Origin of the sequence: Leisingera sp. ANG-Vp (genome assembly GCF_000813725.1) — a bacterium.
Taxonomy (GTDB): domain Bacteria; phylum Pseudomonadota; class Alphaproteobacteria; order Rhodobacterales; family Rhodobacteraceae; genus Leisingera.
Genome location: NZ_JWLD01000008.1, coordinates 16,641 through 33,071 on the forward strand (window position 1 = coordinate 16,641; position 16,431 = coordinate 33,071).

Consider the following 16,431-nt stretch of genomic DNA (forward strand, 5'->3'; position numbering starts at 1 on the left):
GAAAGGACCGGAAACATGAGCAAAAGCACCCTGATCGAAAAGCTGAACTGGCGTTATGCGACCAAGAAGATGGACCCGGCCAAGGCCGTTCCGCAGGAAAAGGTCGACCAGATTATCGAGGCGATCCGCATGGCACCGACCTCCTCCGGCACCCAGCCGTTTGAGCTGTTTGTGATCACCAACCCGGAGATTCGCGCGCAGATCCGCCCGCATGCCTGGGACCAGGCGCAGATCACCGACGGCTCGCATCTCATCGTCTTAGCCGCCTGGGACAACTACTCGGAAGACCGGATCAATGCTGTGACCCGCCAGATGACCGAGGAACGCGGCGAAATCCCGCTGCTGAACCAGTATTACGAGAACCTCAAGGCGGCCTACCTGCCGCGCGAGGAACGCACCAACCACGATCACGCCGCCCGTCAGGCCTATATCGCGCTGGGCTTTGCGCTGGCTGCAGCCGCCGAGCTGGAAGTAGACAGCACCCCAATGGAAGGCTTCGAGCCTGAAAAGGTCGACGAAATCCTGGGTCTCAAGGACAAAGGCTTGCGCTCGGTCCTGCTGCTGCCGCTGGGCTACCGCGCCGAGGAAGGCGACTGGCTGCTGCCGATGAAAAAGGTCCGCAAACCCCGCGGGACCATTGTGACCGAAATCGCCTGAGCTCAAAGGGGGCGGGCAGCGGAATTTGCTGCCCGCCTGGGCCGCCCGTCCTGGCCGCGAACGCGGAACTATCGAAGGTAAAACCTTTAATCCTCTGATTTCAGGCTACATTAACCAGAAGGTGCTTTGTTAGGCTCGGCTTCGGCGGCTGTTTGGAGGCTGCAGATTGGAGCGGATTTGCCGGGAACGGTTTAAGCGATGTATACATCCGACTTCGCCGCAGGAGAACTGCAGCCGGAGCTGAAGAGCCTCTTCTTCTCCTGGCACAGCGCCTTGGAGGACAGCCGTTTCCCAAAGCTGACGGACTTCGGGCTGCCCAATACGCAAATCGCTCTGGATGTCCTGTCCATCTACGAAATCGAACGCTCCGAAACCGGGGCGCCAGCTGATTTCAAGGCGCTTTATGCGCGCACAAGAACCAGCAACACCTTGCGGAACAAATATGTCGGAACCCGGCTGTCCGATCATGCCGGTTTCGGGCCCGGGTCGATGATGTGGAGCTGTTTTTGCGAAGTTGCGGCCAATCCGCGCCCGCTGCTGGTGTCGCTGCCATATACCGGGCCGCTGCCGGACTATCAAAGCACCTCCGAAATTTACCTTCCGCTGCGGGGGGAGCAGGGCAGCGCTGACTACGTGCTGGTTGGCGTCGTCCTGCTGCAAGAGGAATACAGCGGCCCGGGCAAGGCCGGAAGCAGCCCAGGTGCCGGATAGGCGCTGCCGGGCCTGTTAGCGCAATTGCGCGTCCCCTTGCCCTGCAGGGCTTTCCCCTTGCGCGCACCGGGGAATCCGCCTATACGCGCGCTGTCAATACAAGGGCGGTCAACGTCCGGGCGGCATATCTGAGCAGGGCTGGGGTACACCTCGGCCCTTTGTGTTTGTTTGATCAGATGTGCTCCGGGCCACGTTCTGTAGGGCGAAACCAAGACCGGCGGAGACAACCGCCCGGCCAGAAAACACTTAGTAAAGGAAACCTGAGACCTCATGGCTCAAACAACATCGATGGAGGAATTCGAAGCCCTCCTGAACGAAAGCTTCGAAATGGACACCCCGGACGAAGGTTCGGTTGTCAAAGGCAAAGTGCTGGCAATCGAAGCCGGCCAGGCCATCATCGACGTCGGCTACAAAATGGAAGGCCGCGTTGATCTGAAAGAATTCGCAAACCCCGGCGAAGCGCCCGAAATCGCAGTTGGCGACGAAGTCGAGGTTTACCTGCGCGCAGCAGAAAACGCCCGTGGCGAAGCCGTCATCTCCCGCGAGATGGCCCGCCGCGAGGAAGCCTGGGACCGCCTGGAAAAAGCCTACGCAGACGATCAGCGCGTCGAAGGCGCGATCTTCGGCCGCGTCAAAGGCGGCTTCACCGTCGACCTGGGCGGCGCTGTTGCCTTCCTGCCCGGCTCGCAGGTTGACGTCCGCCCCGTGCGCGACGCGGGCCCGCTGATGGGTCTGAAGCAGCCGTTCCAGATCCTGAAGATGGACCGCCGCCGCGGCAACATCGTGGTGTCGCGCCGTGCGATCCTCGAAGAGTCCCGCGCCGAGCAGCGCGCCGAAGTCATCGGCAACCTGTCCGAAGGCCAGGCAGTCGACGGTGTTGTCAAGAACATCACCGAATACGGTGCGTTTGTTGACCTGGGCGGCGTTGACGGCCTGCTGCACGTCACCGACATGGCATGGCGCCGTGTGAACCACCCCTCCGAGATCCTGTCGATCGGCGAAACCGTCAAGGTTCAGGTCATCAAGATCAACAAAGAGACCCACCGCATCTCCCTCGGCATGAAACAGCTGCAGGAAGATCCGTGGGATCTGGTTGGCGCCAAGTACCCGCTGTCCTCCGTGCACAAGGGCCGCGTCACCAACATCACCGATTACGGTGCATTTGTTGAGCTGGAGCCGGGTGTCGAAGGTCTGGTCCACGTCTCCGAAATGTCCTGGACCAAGAAAAACGTCCACCCGGGCAAAATCGTCTCCACTTCCCAGGAAGTCGACGTCATGGTTCTGGAAATCGACGGTGCCAAGCGCCGCGTGTCCCTGGGCCTCAAGCAGACCATGCGCAACCCGTGGGAAGTGTTCTCCGAGAACAACCCCGAGGGCACTCAGGTCGAAGGCGAAGTCAAGAACATCACCGAATTCGGTCTGTTCATTGGCCTGGACGGCGACATCGACGGCATGGTTCACCTGTCCGACCTCAGCTGGGACGAGCGCGGTGAAGACGCGATCCAGAACTACCGCAAAGGCGACATGGTTTCGGCCGTTGTCTCCGAAGTGGACGTCGACAAAGAGCGTATCTCGCTGTCGATCAAAGCTCTGGGCGGCGACAAGTTCGCCGAAGCGGTTGGCGGCGTGAAGCGCGGCTCGATCGTGACCGTCGAAGTTACCGCCATCGAAGACGGCGGCATCGAAGTGGAATACGAAGGCATGAAGTCCTTCATCCGCCGCTCCGACCTGTCCCGCGACCGTGCCGACCAGCGCCCCGAGCGTTTCTCGGTTGGCGACAAGGTCGACGTGCGCGTCACCAACGTCGACTCCAAGACCCGCCGCCTGGGCCTGTCCATCAAGGCGCGCGAGATCGCGGAAGAGAAAGAAGCAGTGGAACAGTACGGCTCCTCGGACTCCGGCGCATCGCTGGGCGACATCCTGGGCGCCGCACTGAAGTCGGGCGACTAATCGTCCCCGGCCTCACGGCAGAAAACAGAAAGCCCCGCAGGAAACTGCGGGGCTTTTTCGTTTTCGCCTTCCAGCGCTGCGGCGGCGGGCGCCCCTCAGGCCGCGCCCTGAAACCCGTCTCCATGAGCCGAAAATGCAGCTGGCGCGGGGGCTGTGGAGTTGCTGCCGGTTTCAAACCGGGCCATCAGTTCGGCCAGGCGCTGGGCATCGGACTGCAGCATATGGCCTGCTGCAGTGGCTTCTTCCACCATTGCCGCGTTTTGCTGGGTGACACTGTCCAGTTGGCTGACCCCGGTGTTGATCTCGCTCAGCCCTGTTGCCTGCTCCATCGCACCCTCGGCGATATTGGAGACAAGCCCGGATATGTGGTTCACCCGTTCGACGATGGTCTGGATGGCCTCGCCGGCCTGGCCGACCAGTTCGACACCATGCTCCACATGCTGCGAACTTTCGCCGATCAGGTTTTTGATTTCTGTCGCCGCATCGGCTGAGCGCTGCGCGAGCGCCCGCACTTCCGACGCCACCACTGCAAAACCCTTGCCGGCCTCCCCGGCACGGGCAGCCTCGACGCCGGCATTCAGGGCCAGCAGGTTGGTCTGAAAGGCGATGTCATCGATAACGCTGATGATACGTGCGATCTGAGAGGAGGAATCCTCGATTGCGCTCATCGCCGACACCGCCTCCTTTACGATCTCACCGCTGTTCTGGGCTTCCTGCCGCGCCTCATCCATCGTGCTCTCGACACTTTTGGCGCCATCAGCCGCGGATTTGACCGAAGCAGTCAGTTGCTCCAGTGCAGCAGCGGTTTCCTCCAGCGTTGCCGCCTGGCTTTCGGTGCGGTTCGACAGATCGTCGGAGGCGCGGCTGATTTCTGTTGCGCCGTTGCTGATACTGCCGGTGGCGCCCAGCACCTGATCGATGGTGCCTTTCAGCGTCTGGACCGTTGAGTTGAAATTCACGTGCAGGCGTTCGTATTCAGCGGGGAAGGTGTCTTCTATGCGGCAGTCGAGCCTGCCGTCCGCCAGCTCACCCAGATGCTCTCCCAGCACTTCGACCACCCGTTCGGCATCTTTCCGGCTTTGGGTTGCTCTGGCTTCAGCCTGTTCGGCGGCTTCGGCCTGATCCCTGGCTGCCTGCTGCTGCAGTTTCAACTCGGCATCCGCAGCCAGGCTCTTGCGTTGGCTGAGCAGCAGAACGCCCGTTTCCAGCAAAACAATGGCCGCATGCAGGATTGTGCGCTGCAGATTCTCGGTCAGGCTGCCGCCGGGATAGACCAGGCTGGGCAGCAGAAGGCTGAAGGACAGGTGGTGCAGGGCAACCAGCACTGTTGCAAAGATCAGGGCCCGGGGGTTGGACAGCGTCGATACAATGGCAAGCGCGGCGAAGAACAGCATATGGGCGTCCAGCTGCCAGGGATGCCCGCTGAGAGAGGCCGCAAACAGAATGCAGTGCCCGACAAAGCAGAAACTCAGCAAGTAGTCGCGGGTTGAGTCCGCCAGTTTCTGCGAGATGAACGCAAGCCCGCCCAGGATCAGGCTTAGTCCGGCTAGCAGCCACCAGATGCCGGTGTCATTCAGGAAATAGGACGCAAGGGCCGGGAGCGGCATCAGGATCCAGCTGGACACCTGCTGAATCCGCCGTTCGGTGGCGCCAGTGAGACTCCCGCTGCTCTGTTGCCGGACCCCAATCAATTTGCGCATAGCTCTAGAACCTTTCTTCCGTTGAGAACCAGCCACGCACCCTGACGGTAAAGCCGGTCTGTGCTTTGAGGGTTATCCAGTTGCACCAGAACGCCCAGTGGCGCCCGGCCCGGTGCGATTTCCTGCACTCCGGCACGCGCGGCGACGTCGGCCGCAGCCGGGCCCCAGGGCGCGCCGACCACCAAAGCAATTTCCCCGGCCTCTGGCGGCGTTTGTGCCAGCAGCACAAATGCGGGCGCACAGACAACTGCGGCCGCGGCAGCGAGAAACAGGAAAAAGTTCGGCATGGACATCCTCTCGTCAATAGACGGGGTAGCAAGGAAGTCTTGTGAAAACCTTACGCAGCAGACCAGCTGCCTCCGGCTGGGACCGGGTTTGGGAAAAGGCTGCATAACCTCCCCCTTCCTTTCGAAGCCGCATCCGCTAAAGTATCCTCCACAGGGCTGGCCCCGTTATTTCAGTTTCCCGGCGTCCCCGGATGCCGCATTTCAGTACCCGTTTCAGCCCGCCGGCAAACCGCGACAGGCAAAAAGAGAGAGCATTATGGCGACCGAGAAACTCACCATCATCAAGGCGGACGTGAAAAACGAGGTCACCAAGAAGGTGAAACCCAAGTTCGTGCAGCTCGGAAACATGAACTTTACTGCCACCGTCGAGGTCGACAAGAGCGCTGCCAAAGAGCTGGATACCGACGCGCGTTTCGTCGCCAAGCTCTATGACGACGCCACCAAGGAATACAAAAAGCTGGTGAACGAATGCAGCCTGCGTGTGAGCCAGGCCAATGATCTCGGCTCGGTGATGCCGCTCTCCGATAAGGAGTGCAAAGAGCTGGACGCCGACATCCAGAAGATCTTTGCCAAGTACCAGAAGTCGATCGAGCAGGTCACGAACAAGCATTTCGACAAGTGGAAACAGGCCAACAAGGACCGCAAGAAATACCGCATCAAGGTGGTCGGCGCGATTGTGCTGGGCAGTGCCGCAGCCATCGGCTCCACCGCCTCGCTGGCAGCAGGCGCGGTGACGGGCGGCGTCTCCATTGCCGCCAGCATCTACGGCATTGCCCAAAGCATCGTCTCAGTCGCCCGCGCGGTGCAAAAGGTGACCTCGGACATCGTCAAGGTCCACGGGCAGCTGGAAAAAGCGCTGAAGGAACTGGTCACGGCTTATGAGAAACAGTCCAAAGCCAAGGTGAAAGCCAAGGAGATCGGCAAGGAATTCCTCGCCGACTTTCTGATGATCGAAACCGCCGGCTTCAACCGGGTCGACAAGCATCTGGAGACCTACAAGGCCAAGCTTAAGAACATCGATCTGGAGATCGCTGGTCTTGGCAAGGAGCTGAACAAGCTCCTGGATAAGCAGAGCAAGCTCGACAAGGAGATCGAGAAGAAGCTCGGCAAGATGGCCAAGGACCGCGGCTACAAGAGCAAGAAGCTCGATGGGCTGTTTGCCGCCATGGAGGCCACCCGCAAAGAGACCGCCAAACTGATCAAGAGCATCGAGGCCTATCACGTCTCCATCAAGCCGGCCGAGAAGTTCCGCGATGACGCGCAAAAAGCAGTGGATGCGCTGCGCCACAAGGATCCGGTCTGGACCAAATGGGCGATCTGGATTGGCAGCCTGGGCCTGTCGACCGCGGTGACCAGCATCGCGTCGGGCGGGGAGAACCTGGTCAAGGCCGCCTCGGCCATCGAGCAAGGCTTCACGGCGGTGTCCAAGGAACTTACCTGACCGGCCAGCATTTTTCAGACCCGGGCGCAGGGCTGTAACGCTGCCCGTGCCCGGCTTTCACGATTGCCGCGCTGCGCCTTCCGGGGAAGCCGCAGACGTTTTCCGAAAGGACCGGCTGCATGGCCTTTGAAACCTGGCTCCTCTTCCTCGCGGTCAGCATTGTTCCGGTGATCAGCCCGGGGCCGGGGGTGCTGTTTGCGATCACCAATGCGCTGCGCTACGGCGTCCGGGTCACCATCCTGGTGGGGCTGATCAACGGCGCGGGGATCGCAGCGCTTGGGCTCCTGGTCGGGCTGGGACTGGGCGCGCTGATGCAGGCCTCGATGCTGGCTTTCCTGATCCTCAAGCTCGCGGGAGCTGCCTATCTGGTCTGGCTGGGCGTCAAGATCTGGCGCGACCGCAATGCGTTTTCGGTCAGCGCAGGCCAAAGCACGCAGGCCGCGCCGCTGCGGCGGCTGTCGGCGCAGGCGCTGGCCATCTCGCTCACCAATCCCAAGGCGATGGTCGCTATCGCGGCCCTGTTTCCGCCGTTTCTGGACCCGGGGCGGCCCGCGCTGCAGCAGGTGCTGATCCTGGCCGCCAGCTATGGCGCCCTTTGCGCGTTGAACCATGTGCTGATCGCCTTCTGCGGCAGCTGGCTGCGCGGCTTTCTGCAATCGCCGCCGCGGGTCAAGTGGCTGCGCCGTCTCACCGGCGGGGCGTTTGTCGGTTTCGGCTCGCTGATGGCGCTGGCCGGGCGGTCCTGACGGGCGAATCAATTGGCCGGGCCGCAGGGGCCCGCGCCCGCTTGCTGCGCCGCGGCACCTGCTGCGGGTGCGGAAATTCGCCGCGGCAGGCGGGAAACCGGGGCAGGGGGCTTCAATTTCCCTTGCCCGGATGCCAGATTTCTTTCCCCAAGGCGGGAAATTTTCCTATACTCTCAGAATAATAGCTAAAACATGCCGGTTCCCTGGGAGGAAAAAGATCATGATCCGCTCTGAGTTGATTCAGAAGATTGCAGACGAAAACCCGCACCTGTATCAGCGGGACGTAGAGAGGATCGTGAACACGGTGTTTGAGGAAGTGACCGATGCTATGGCCCGCGGCGACCGGGTCGAGCTGCGCGGTTTCGGGGCTTTCTCGGTCAAGAAACGGGACGCGCGCACCGGCCGCAACCCGCGCACCGGCGAGACGGTCGAAGTCGAGGAAAAACATGTGCCGTTCTTCAAGACGGGTAAACTCTTGAGGGACCGCCTGAACGGGAAAGCCTGATGCGTTACATTCGCTACGCGGTTCTTTTTGTGCTGGCTGCTGTGCTGGTGTCGGTGTCTTTGGCCAACAGCGCCGCTGTTGAGCTGAAATTGATGCCTGACGCCTTTGCAGAACTTGCCGGCTTCAACTACGGTATCTCGCTGCCGCTGTTTGCGGTGGTGCTGGGCGGCGTTGGCGCCGGTCTGGTGATCGGGTTCCTGTGGGAGTGGCTGCGCGAGCACAAGCACCGCAGCGAGGCGGGCGCCAAGGCGCGCGAAGTCCGCAAGCTGAACCGCGAAGTGACCCGGCTCAAGAAGCAGAAGAACGAAGGCAAGGACGAGGTCCTGGCGCTTCTGGAAGACGCCAGCTGACGCCGCGGACGGTAACGTGCCATGACTGACATCCGGGTCAAGATCTGCGGGCTGAAAACCCCGCAGCATATCGCTGCCGCAGCTGAGGCCGGGGCGGCCTATGCTGGTTTTGTGTTTTTCCCCAAGTCCCCGCGCAATGTCAGCCTGGAGCAGGCGGCGGCGCTGGCGGCGGAGGCGCCCTTCGGCCTGTGCAAAGTGGCGCTGACGGTGAATGCAACGGATGCGGAACTGGATGCCATTAACGACGCCGTGCCGCTCGACATGCTGCAGCTTCATGGCAAGGAAACGCCGGAACGCGTGGCCGAGGTGCGCGCCCGTTACGGGCTGCCGGTAATGAAGGCTGTGGGCATCGCCGATGCTTCTGATATCCCGCAGATCGCGCTGTATGAGCAGGTGGCGGACCAGCTGCTGATCGATGCCAAACCGCCCAAGGAAGCGGAACTGCCCGGCGGCAACGGGCTGGCCTTCGACTGGCGTCTGCTGGCAGGCCGCAAATACTGGCAGAAACCCTGGATGCTGGCCGGCGGACTGACCCCGGACAATGTGGCCGAGGCGATCCGCATGACCGGCGCCCGCCAGGTTGACGTCTCCTCAGGCGTCGAGAGCGCTCCGGGCGAAAAGGATGCCTCCCTAATCGAAAGTTTCACCAAGGCAGCCTTGGCCGCCCGCGGCTGAGGTTCCGCCGCTGCCGTTTGCTTCTTCTATGCGGCACCGGCAGGATTTGAGTATTTAGACAAAGAAGAAGCACGAATCCCGTCTCTTTTTCTTTGTCCAAAGACTCATTGCATGACAGCCGCCGCAGCCATGCCGTTCAAGGTGTTGCGCAACCTGCGTACGCTGTCCTGACGCCAAGTTAATCCGGATCAAGGATACTGTCCCCGATCGCGATTGCCGCCGGGCCTGACACCCCCGGCATCTTTGGAACCGGGCCCCTTGGCAGGGGACGTGCAGAGACAACGTTTAGCACGCGGGCGGATATGCCTGCCCATCTCCGCCTTTTTGGCGGCGCCGCCATCTTAAGCCTCCTGACGATCAGGACCGGCAGCAAGCAGCCAGCAAAAGCAAACCGGCAGGGCAGAGCCCCCGGCCGGCCGCAGCCGCTTGTGCCATGCCCCCTTTACCAAGCCACCGCCGCGCTATAGTCATTGCGGGCGCTGCGAAAGTGAGGGAACAACCATGGCCGACGATCTTTTCAACAGCTTCATGAACGGTCCGGATGAACAGGGCCGCTTTGGTATCTTTGGCGGGCGTTTCGTCTCCGAAACCCTGATGCCGCTGATCCTGAGCCTTGAGGAAGAATACAACAAAGCCAAGGACGACCCCTCCTTCTGGGCCGAGATGGACGATCTGTGGAAGCACTATGTCGGCCGCCCCAGCCCGCTCTATCATGCCGAGCGCCTGACGGCTGAACTGGGCGGCGCCAAGATCTACATGAAGCGCGATGAGCTGAACCACACCGGCGCGCATAAGGTGAACAACGTGCTGGGCCAGATCCTGCTGGCGCGGCGCATGGGCAAGACCCGCATCATCGCCGAAACCGGTGCCGGCCAGCATGGCGTGGCCACTGCCACCGTCTGCGCCAAGTTCGGCCTCAAGTGCATCGTCTACATGGGCGCCCATGACGTTCAGCGCCAGGCTCCGAACGTCTTCCGCATGCGCCTGCTGGGTGCCGAAGTGGTGCCGGTCCAGTCGGGCCGCGGCACTCTGAAGGACGCGATGAATGACGCGCTGCGCGACTGGGTGACCAATGTGAACGACACCTTCTATTGCATTGGCACCGCGGCCGGCCCGCACCCCTATCCGGCGATGGTGCGCGATTTCCAGTCGATCATCGGCAAGGAAGTCCGCTGGCAGCTGGCCGAGCAGGAAGGCGAAGGCCGCCTGCCGGACACGGTGATTGCAGCCATCGGCGGCGGCTCCAATGCCATCGGCCTGTTCCACCCGTTCCTGGATGATCCCTCGGTCAAAATCATCGGCGTTGAGGCCGGCGGCAAGGGGGTGGACGACCGGATCCAGCACTGCGCCTCTCTGACCGGCGGCCGCCCTGGCGTGCTGCATGGCAACCGCACCTACCTGCTGCAGGATCCTGACGGCCAGATCATGGACGGCTATTCGATCTCTGCAGGCCTGGACTATCCGGGCATCGGCCCGGAACACTCCTGGCTGCATGAAACCGGCCGCGCCGAGTATGTCTCGATTACCGACAAGGAAGCTTTGGAAGCCTTCCAGCTCAGCTGCCGCACCGAGGGCATCATCCCGGCGCTGGAGCCCAGCCATGCGCTGGCCCATGTCACCAAGATCGCGCCCAATCTGCCTAAGGACCACATCATCGTGATGAACATGTGCGGCCGCGGCGACAAGGACGTGTTCACCGTCGCCAAGCACCTCGGTTTCGACATGTCCGACACCGAAGAAGGCCGCACCTTCGAGGAGCAGTAAGCTCCGGAAATGATTTGGAAAAGCGGCAGGCCTGCATGGGCGCTGCCGCTTTTTTTGTGTTTCAGGAAATGTCGGCCGGGGCTGCGGCCGGCATCTTTCCCGGCGGCCTATGGTTCAAGCCTCAAACAGGACGGTCTCGAAGCCTTCGAACTGCGGATGGCCCAGGATCGGGCTTTCACCGTCGCGTTTGCCCGCGTTTTTATGCGCGTCGCGGAACTGCTGCGATTTGGTCCAGGCTTCAAAGTCCGTGCGGCTGTCCCAGATCACATGGCTGGAGTACAGGCAGTGCTCTTCGGTGGCCGGGCCTTTCAGCAGGCGGAATTCGCGGAAGCCCTTCAGCTCTTTCAGGCGGTTTTCACGCTCTTTCCAGATGTTCTCGAAATCAGCTTCGCGGCCCGGGCGGATCTTGAAGCGGTTCATGGCAATAAAGCTCATCAGCGAGCCTCCTCATCTTGTAGCGGAATACAGGGAGGCTGGCAGCGGCGAGGGTCCGGCGGGCTGGCTTAACGCTGCAATTACGGGACTGCCGCCTGCAGGTCAATGCGCCCGCTCAGGCCGGGTCGGCGGCATAGCTTTGCAGAATGCTCAGCGGCACGACCTCTAGCGCACGGCTGTGGGTGGCTTCCAGATGCACCTTGGGCGCGCAGCCTTCGTCGGCGGCCTGCAGGAAACGCGCCGCGCACAGGCACCAGCGGTCGCCGGGCTGCAGGCCGGTAAAGTTGAACTCCGGACGCGGCGTTGACAGGTCGTTGCCGACATATTTGGAAAACGCCAGAAACTCGGCGGTCATCACCACGCAGACGGTATGGCTGCCGTGATCCTCGGCGCAGGTATTGCAATGGCCGTCGCGGAAAAAGCCGGTCAGCGGCGCAGTGGAGCAGGGCGTAAGCGGGCCGCCCAGAACATTGATGCTGTCGTCTTTTTCCATTGGGGGCTGTCCTGAATGCGTTCCGGGGTAATGGTAGTGCGATTGCGCCGGCGGTCCCGGGAAATCCGGAGCCGGTGCTGCCCATGTTCGCGATCCCGCTGCCCGGGTCAATCCCGCAATAGGTCAAAAAACAACCGCCCGCCAAGGGGATGGCGGGCGGCAGGAATTCCGGGGTGCCCGGAGATCAGGTGTTGAACAGGAAGTGCAGCACATCGCCGTCCTTGACGATGTAGCTCTTGCCCTCGGCGCGCATCTTGCCGGCTTCCTTGGCGCCCTGCTCGCCGTTGCAGGCGATGAAGTCGTCATAGGCGATGGTCTCGGCGCGGATGAACCCCTTCTCAAAATCGCCGTGAATGACGCCTGCTGCCTGCGGGGCTGCGGTGCCGGTGCGGATGGTCCAGGCGCGTGCTTCCTTGGGGCCGACGGTAAAGTAGGTTTCCAAGTGCAGCAGTTCGTAACCGGCGCGGATCAAGCGGTCCAAACCGGCTTCGGCCAGGCCCATCTCCTCGAGGAACATCTGCGCCTCATCGGCGTCCAGCTGGCTGATCTCTTCCTCGATCTGGGCTGAGATGATCACGTGGGAGTTGCCCTGCGCCGCAGCCATTTCAGCCACCTTGGCGGAGTGCTCGTTGCCTTCAACCGATTCCGACTCGCCGACGTTGCAGACATAAAGCACCGGCTTGGTGGTCAAGAGCTGCAGCATCTTCCAGGCTTTGGCGTCTTCGGCGTCGACCTCGACCAGACGGGCGGGCTTGCCGTCTTCCAGCATTGCCTGGGCTTCGGCCAGCAGGCGGTCCTGCTGCTGGGCTTCCTTGTCGTTGCCCTTGAGCTTGCGCACCAGGTTGGCGCGGCGCTTTTCGATGCTTTCGAGGTCCGCGAGCATCAGCTCGGTCTCGATCACCTCGGCATCGGCGACCGGGTTCACATGGCCGTCCACATGGGTCACGTCGCCGTCTTCAAAGCAGCGCAGAACATGGGCAATTGCATCGGTTTCGCGGATATTGGCGAGGAACTGGTTGCCCAGGCCTTCACCTTTGGAGGCGCCTTTCACCAGGCCCGCAATGTCGACAAAAGTCATCCGGGTCGGGATGATCTGCTTGGACTGCGCAATCGCCGCCAGCTTGTCCAGCCGGGCGTCCGGCACGCCCACTTCACCCACGTTGGGCTCGATGGTGCAGAACGGAAAGTTGGCCGCCTGCGCCGAGGCGGTTTTGGTCAGCGCGTTGAACAGTGTCGATTTGCCAACATTCGGCAGGCCGACGATTCCCATTTTAAAGCCCATTTCGGCCTCCTGATGCCACTTGGGAGCTGCTTCTAGGCAGCATTGGGCGTGCGCGCAAGCCGCCTATGTCTGGCAAAAGGGCCACATTTACCCTTTGTGCACCGCCGCACAGTAAGCCCTCATATTGAATCTTCGTGAGGTGTCTTGGAAAACCAGCGCAAAAAAATATCTTGGTGCGAAATATATAATTTTGCGAGGGGCTAGAATGAAACACACAGTTTTGCTGGCGGCTGCGGCCTCAGCTGCCATGGCCATGCCTGCCGTTGCCCAGGAGGTGACCCTGGGTGTGGGCTATTCCGACTATCACCGGGAAAGCGCAGAGGACGGGGCGCAGTTTGCCATCGATTACCTGCATTCGCCGTTCCACGAGAAGGGCCGCCTGTCGGCGCGGTTCGGCGCGACACTGGAAGCTCAGGAAACCGGGGACGTGTTTGCCGGCGTCGGCATCAGTGCGATGATCGACCTGAACAACGACTGGTTCATCGAGAACAGCGTGATGCCGGGAGCCTACCACGAAAGCTCGGCCGGGAACGATCTTGGCTCGGCCTTTGAGATCCGCACCCTGATCGCGCTGGGTAAGCGCTTTGCCAACGGCCGGGCGGTTTCGCTGGCCTTCAGCCACAAGTCAAACGCTTCCACCGCGGATGAGAACCCGGGTGTGAACTCGGTGACCCTGCGCTGGCATATTCCGCTGGGCGGCTGACCGGCGCATTCCCGGGCCAAGGCGCGGCCCGGGATTGATTTCCCCGGCAACATTCGGCACACCGGGGCGGACATATTTCAAAAGGCCCGCCCATGACCCGTATCGATGCCAAATTCGCTGAACTGAACGCTGCCGGAAAGAAAGCCTTTGTCACCTATGTGATGGCGGGCGATCCGGATTACGAGACCTCTCTGGAGGTGGTCAAAGGGCTGCCGGGCGCGGGCGTTGACATCATCGAGCTGGGCCTGCCCTTTACCGATCCCATGGCGGATGGCCCGACCATTCAGCTGGCCGGCCAGCGGGCGCTGGACGGCGGCATGACGCTGGAGAAGACCCTGCAGCTGGCGGCGGACTTCCGCAAAGAGGACGACACCACCCCGATCGTGCTGATGGGCTACTACAACCCGATCTACAACCGCGGCGTGGACACCTTCCTGGAAGACGCCAAGGCCGCCGGTATCGACGGGCTGATCGTGGTTGACCTGCCGCCGGAAGAAGATGACGAGCTGTGCATCCCGGCGCAGAAGGCGGGGCTGAACTTCATTCGCCTGGCGACCCCCACCACCGACGACGCGCGCCTGCCGAAGGTGCTGCAGAACACCTCGGGCTTTGTCTATTACGTGTCGATCACCGGCATCACCGGCGCGGCTGAGGCGCAGGCAGGCGATGTCGGCCCCGAGGTCGCCCGCATCAAGGCAGCCACCGATCTTCCGGTCATCGTCGGCTTTGGCATCAACACGCCGGAGAAGGCGCAGAACATCGCCTCGATCTCTGACGGCGCGGTGGTTGGCAGCGCCATCGTCAGCCAGATCGGCGCGGGCAAATCCCCGGCAGAGGTGCTCGCCTTTGTGAAATCGCTGGCGGACGGCGCCCACAAGGGCTGAGTGCCGCCGGTACCCATTGCCAAAATTTGTCCTGGGGCTGCATCCGCGGATGCAGCCTTTTTGCTGGCTGGTGTTTTGTTGCCGGAGAGAGGGTGTCAGCCAGCGCGGGCAATTGCGCGGATCTCGATGGTCACGCCTTCGCTTGCAAAGCCTGCGACCTCAATCGCAGTCCAGGCCGGATAGGGTTCCTTGACATATTCCGCGCGCACCGACTTAAACAGCTCGAGGTGATCGCGCAGGCCAATATGATAGCTTGTCATCTCAACCAGAGCGCCGAAGTCCAGGCCGGCCTCGCTCAGCACGCTGCCAATCTGATCAAATGCACTGCGCATCTGGGCTTCCGGATCATCTGAAATGGAGCCATCGGGGTTCACGCCTGTAAACCCCGTGAGGAAGATGTGGCCACCTGACAGATGGCCAGGCGCCATTTTCCACTCCTGATAAATCCCCTGCATGCCGCTGGGAATGATTGCTTGCCGATCCATCCTGGTTCTCCCGCACGCTTTGGCCGTGTGTTTCTCCCTAACCCTATGCCTGAAGCTTGATTTGATGAAGCTGCAGTTTGGCATGCGGTGGAGGGCGGGAAAGCCGGGCTGAGGGTGCGGCAACGGCGGCATTGCATGGTGTGTTTAAAATTGGTAAGGAAACTTTACCAGATTGAAGCGGGAGAGAGTCCGGTGCCGGTTATCACCAATATCAACGACCTGAAGCGCATCTATGAACGCCGTGTTCCGCGGATGTTCTTTGACTATGCCGAAAGCGGCAGCTGGACCGAGCAGACCTTCCGCGAGAACACCTCGGACTTTGAGCAGATCCGCCTGCGGCAGCGGGTGGCGGTGGATATGGCGGGGCGGACAACTGCGAGCCAGATGATCGGCCAGGACGTGGCGATGCCGGTGGCCCTGGCGCCGGTGGGGCTGACAGGGATGCAGCACGCCGATGGCGAGATCAAAGCGGCGAAGGCAGCCGAGGAATTCGGTGTGCCCTTCACTCTGTCGACCATGTCGATCAACTCGATCGAGGAGGTGGCGGAGGCCACGGACAAGCCGTTCTGGTTCCAGCTCTATACCATGCGGGACGAGGACTATATCCGCCGCCTGATCCAGCGGGCGAAGGATGCCAAATGCTCGGCGCTGGTGATTACGCTGGACCTGCAGATCCTGGGGCAGCGCCACAAGGATCTGAAAAACGGGCTGTCGGCGCCGCCGAAGCTGACACCGGCCACCATTGCCAACCTGATGACCAAATGGGCTTGGGGCATCGAAATGCTGGGTGCCAAGCGGCGCAACTTCGGCAATATCGTTGGGCACGTGCATGGGGTCTCGGATACCTCGCAGCTGGGCGCCTGGACGGCAGAGCAGTTCGACCCGTCGCTTGACTGGGGCAAGATCGAAAAGCTGATGGAGATGTGGGGCGGCAAGGTGATCCTGAAAGGGATCCTGGACGCCGACGATGCGAAGATGGCGGCCAAACTGGGCGCGGACGCCATTGTGGTGTCGAACCACGGCGGACGGCAGCTGGACGGGGCCTTAAGCTCGATCCGGATGCTGCCGGAGATCATGGACGCAGTGGGCAATGATGTCGAAGTGCATCTGGACAGCGGCATCCGTTCCGGCCAGGACGTGCTGAAGGCACTGGCGCTGGGCGCCAAGGGCACGATGATCGGCCGGGCCTTTGTCTACGGGCTGGGCGCGCGCGGCCAAAAGGGCGTCACCGAGGCGCTGGAGGTGATTCGCAAGGAGCTGGACACCACCATGGCACTGTGCGGCGAACGCTCGGTAGAGGCCTTGGGGCGCCATAATTTGCTGATCCCCGAGGATTTCGGAGGCCGCTGGCAGGAATAGTGCT

18 protein-coding genes are annotated in these 16,431 nt (G+C 61.7%); 12 read left to right on the forward strand and 6 right to left on the reverse strand.

Features of this window, described 5'->3' with window-relative positions; translation table 11 throughout:
• Positions 1-15 precede the first annotated feature (15 nt).
• The 3 genes from RA20_RS03750 (at position 16) to rpsA (ending at position 3,318) form a co-directional block, all read left to right on the forward strand.
• Positions 16-657 carry an NAD(P)H-dependent oxidoreductase gene (locus RA20_RS03750; protein ID WP_039124777.1) on the forward strand — a complete coding sequence of 214 codons (642 nt, stop codon included), beginning with the start codon at positions 16-18 and terminating at the stop codon, positions 655-657.
• Positions 658-855: 198 nt separating this feature from the next.
• Positions 856-1,368, forward strand: a complete 513-nt coding sequence (locus tag RA20_RS03755; RefSeq protein WP_039124779.1) for a hypothetical protein — start codon at positions 856-858, stop codon at positions 1,366-1,368.
• A gap of 270 nt (positions 1,369-1,638) precedes the next feature.
• Complete coding sequence (rpsA, locus tag RA20_RS03760) at positions 1,639-3,318, forward strand: 30S ribosomal protein S1 (RefSeq protein WP_039124780.1); 1,680 nt, start codon at positions 1,639-1,641, stop codon at positions 3,316-3,318.
• Positions 3,319-3,413: 95 nt separating this feature from the next.
• Here rpsA and RA20_RS26330 read toward each other — a convergent pair whose 3' ends face one another.
• Both RA20_RS26330 and RA20_RS03770 read right to left on the reverse strand, forming a co-directional pair.
• Positions 3,414-5,018 carry a methyl-accepting chemotaxis protein gene (locus RA20_RS26330; protein WP_039124782.1) on the reverse strand — a complete coding sequence of 535 codons (1,605 nt, stop codon included), beginning with the start codon at positions 5,016-5,018 and terminating at the stop codon, positions 3,414-3,416.
• Entirely contained in the window at positions 5,006-5,305 is a 300-nt protein-coding gene (locus RA20_RS03770; RefSeq protein WP_039125006.1) for a hypothetical protein, read from the reverse strand. The genes RA20_RS26330 and RA20_RS03770 overlap by 13 nt, the downstream gene beginning before the upstream one ends.
• A 256-nt stretch (positions 5,306-5,561) precedes the next feature.
• Between RA20_RS03770 and RA20_RS03775 the strand changes: the two genes are divergently transcribed.
• From RA20_RS03775 to trpB, 6 genes are all read left to right on the forward strand, one after another.
• Positions 5,562-6,746, forward strand: a complete 1,185-nt coding sequence (locus RA20_RS03775) for a hypothetical protein (protein ID WP_039124785.1) — start codon at positions 5,562-5,564, stop codon at positions 6,744-6,746.
• Positions 6,747-6,865: 119 nt separating this feature from the next.
• A complete protein-coding gene (locus tag RA20_RS03780) occupies positions 6,866-7,492 on the forward strand; it encodes a LysE family translocator (protein WP_039124787.1) in 627 nt (208 codons plus the stop codon).
• Between the two features lie 220 nt (positions 7,493-7,712).
• Entirely contained in the window at positions 7,713-7,997 is a 285-nt protein-coding gene (ihfB, locus tag RA20_RS03785) for an integration host factor subunit beta (protein WP_019298084.1), read from the forward strand.
• On the forward strand, positions 7,997-8,347 hold the full coding sequence (locus RA20_RS03790; RefSeq protein WP_039124792.1) for a LapA family protein: 351 nt from the start codon (positions 7,997-7,999) through the stop codon (positions 8,345-8,347). The genes ihfB and RA20_RS03790 overlap by 1 nt, the downstream gene beginning before the upstream one ends.
• 21 nt (positions 8,348-8,368) lie before the next feature.
• Positions 8,369-9,022 (forward strand): phosphoribosylanthranilate isomerase, encoded by a 654-nt coding sequence (locus RA20_RS03795; protein WP_039124795.1) that lies wholly within the window; start codon positions 8,369-8,371, stop codon positions 9,020-9,022.
• Positions 9,023-9,523: 501 nt separating this feature from the next.
• Positions 9,524-10,786 (forward strand): tryptophan synthase subunit beta, encoded by a 1,263-nt coding sequence (trpB, locus tag RA20_RS03800; protein WP_039124796.1) that lies wholly within the window; start codon positions 9,524-9,526, stop codon positions 10,784-10,786.
• A 114-nt stretch (positions 10,787-10,900) separates the two neighbouring features.
• Here trpB and RA20_RS03805 read toward each other — a convergent pair whose 3' ends face one another.
• The 3 genes from RA20_RS03805 to ychF all read right to left on the reverse strand — a co-directional run bounded on the left by RA20_RS03805 (position 10,901) and on the right by ychF (position 12,996).
• On the reverse strand, positions 10,901-11,221 hold the full coding sequence (locus RA20_RS03805; RefSeq protein ID WP_039124798.1) for an antibiotic biosynthesis monooxygenase family protein: 321 nt from the start codon (positions 11,219-11,221) through the stop codon (positions 10,901-10,903).
• Between the two features lie 115 nt (positions 11,222-11,336).
• On the reverse strand, positions 11,337-11,714 hold the full coding sequence (locus RA20_RS03810; protein WP_039124800.1) for a DUF2237 family protein: 378 nt from the start codon (positions 11,712-11,714) through the stop codon (positions 11,337-11,339).
• Positions 11,715-11,898: 184 nt separating this feature from the next.
• A complete protein-coding gene (gene ychF, locus RA20_RS03815; RefSeq protein ID WP_039124802.1) occupies positions 11,899-12,996 on the reverse strand; it encodes a redox-regulated ATPase YchF in 1,098 nt (365 codons plus the stop codon).
• Positions 12,997-13,201: 205 nt separating this feature from the next.
• On the opposite strand from ychF, the gene RA20_RS03820 reads away from it, so the two are divergent.
• Positions 13,202-13,699 carry an acyloxyacyl hydrolase gene (locus RA20_RS03820; RefSeq protein WP_052248807.1) on the forward strand — a complete coding sequence of 166 codons (498 nt, stop codon included), beginning with the start codon at positions 13,202-13,204 and terminating at the stop codon, positions 13,697-13,699.
• Between the two features lie 92 nt (positions 13,700-13,791).
• Positions 13,792-14,583: a tryptophan synthase subunit alpha gene (trpA, locus tag RA20_RS03825; RefSeq protein ID WP_039124806.1), complete on the forward strand. Its 792-nt coding sequence runs from the start codon at positions 13,792-13,794 to the stop codon at positions 14,581-14,583.
• A gap of 95 nt (positions 14,584-14,678) precedes the next feature.
• On the opposite strand, the gene RA20_RS03830 is transcribed toward trpA, so the two are convergent.
• Positions 14,679-15,068 (reverse strand): RidA family protein, encoded by a 390-nt coding sequence (locus tag RA20_RS03830; RefSeq protein ID WP_039124808.1) that lies wholly within the window; start codon positions 15,066-15,068, stop codon positions 14,679-14,681.
• A 192-nt stretch (positions 15,069-15,260) separates the two neighbouring features.
• On the opposite strand from RA20_RS03830, the gene RA20_RS03835 reads away from it, so the two are divergent.
• Positions 15,261-16,427 carry an alpha-hydroxy acid oxidase gene (locus tag RA20_RS03835; RefSeq protein ID WP_039124810.1) on the forward strand — a complete coding sequence of 389 codons (1,167 nt, stop codon included), beginning with the start codon at positions 15,261-15,263 and terminating at the stop codon, positions 16,425-16,427.
• Positions 16,428-16,431: the final 4 nt, after the last annotated feature.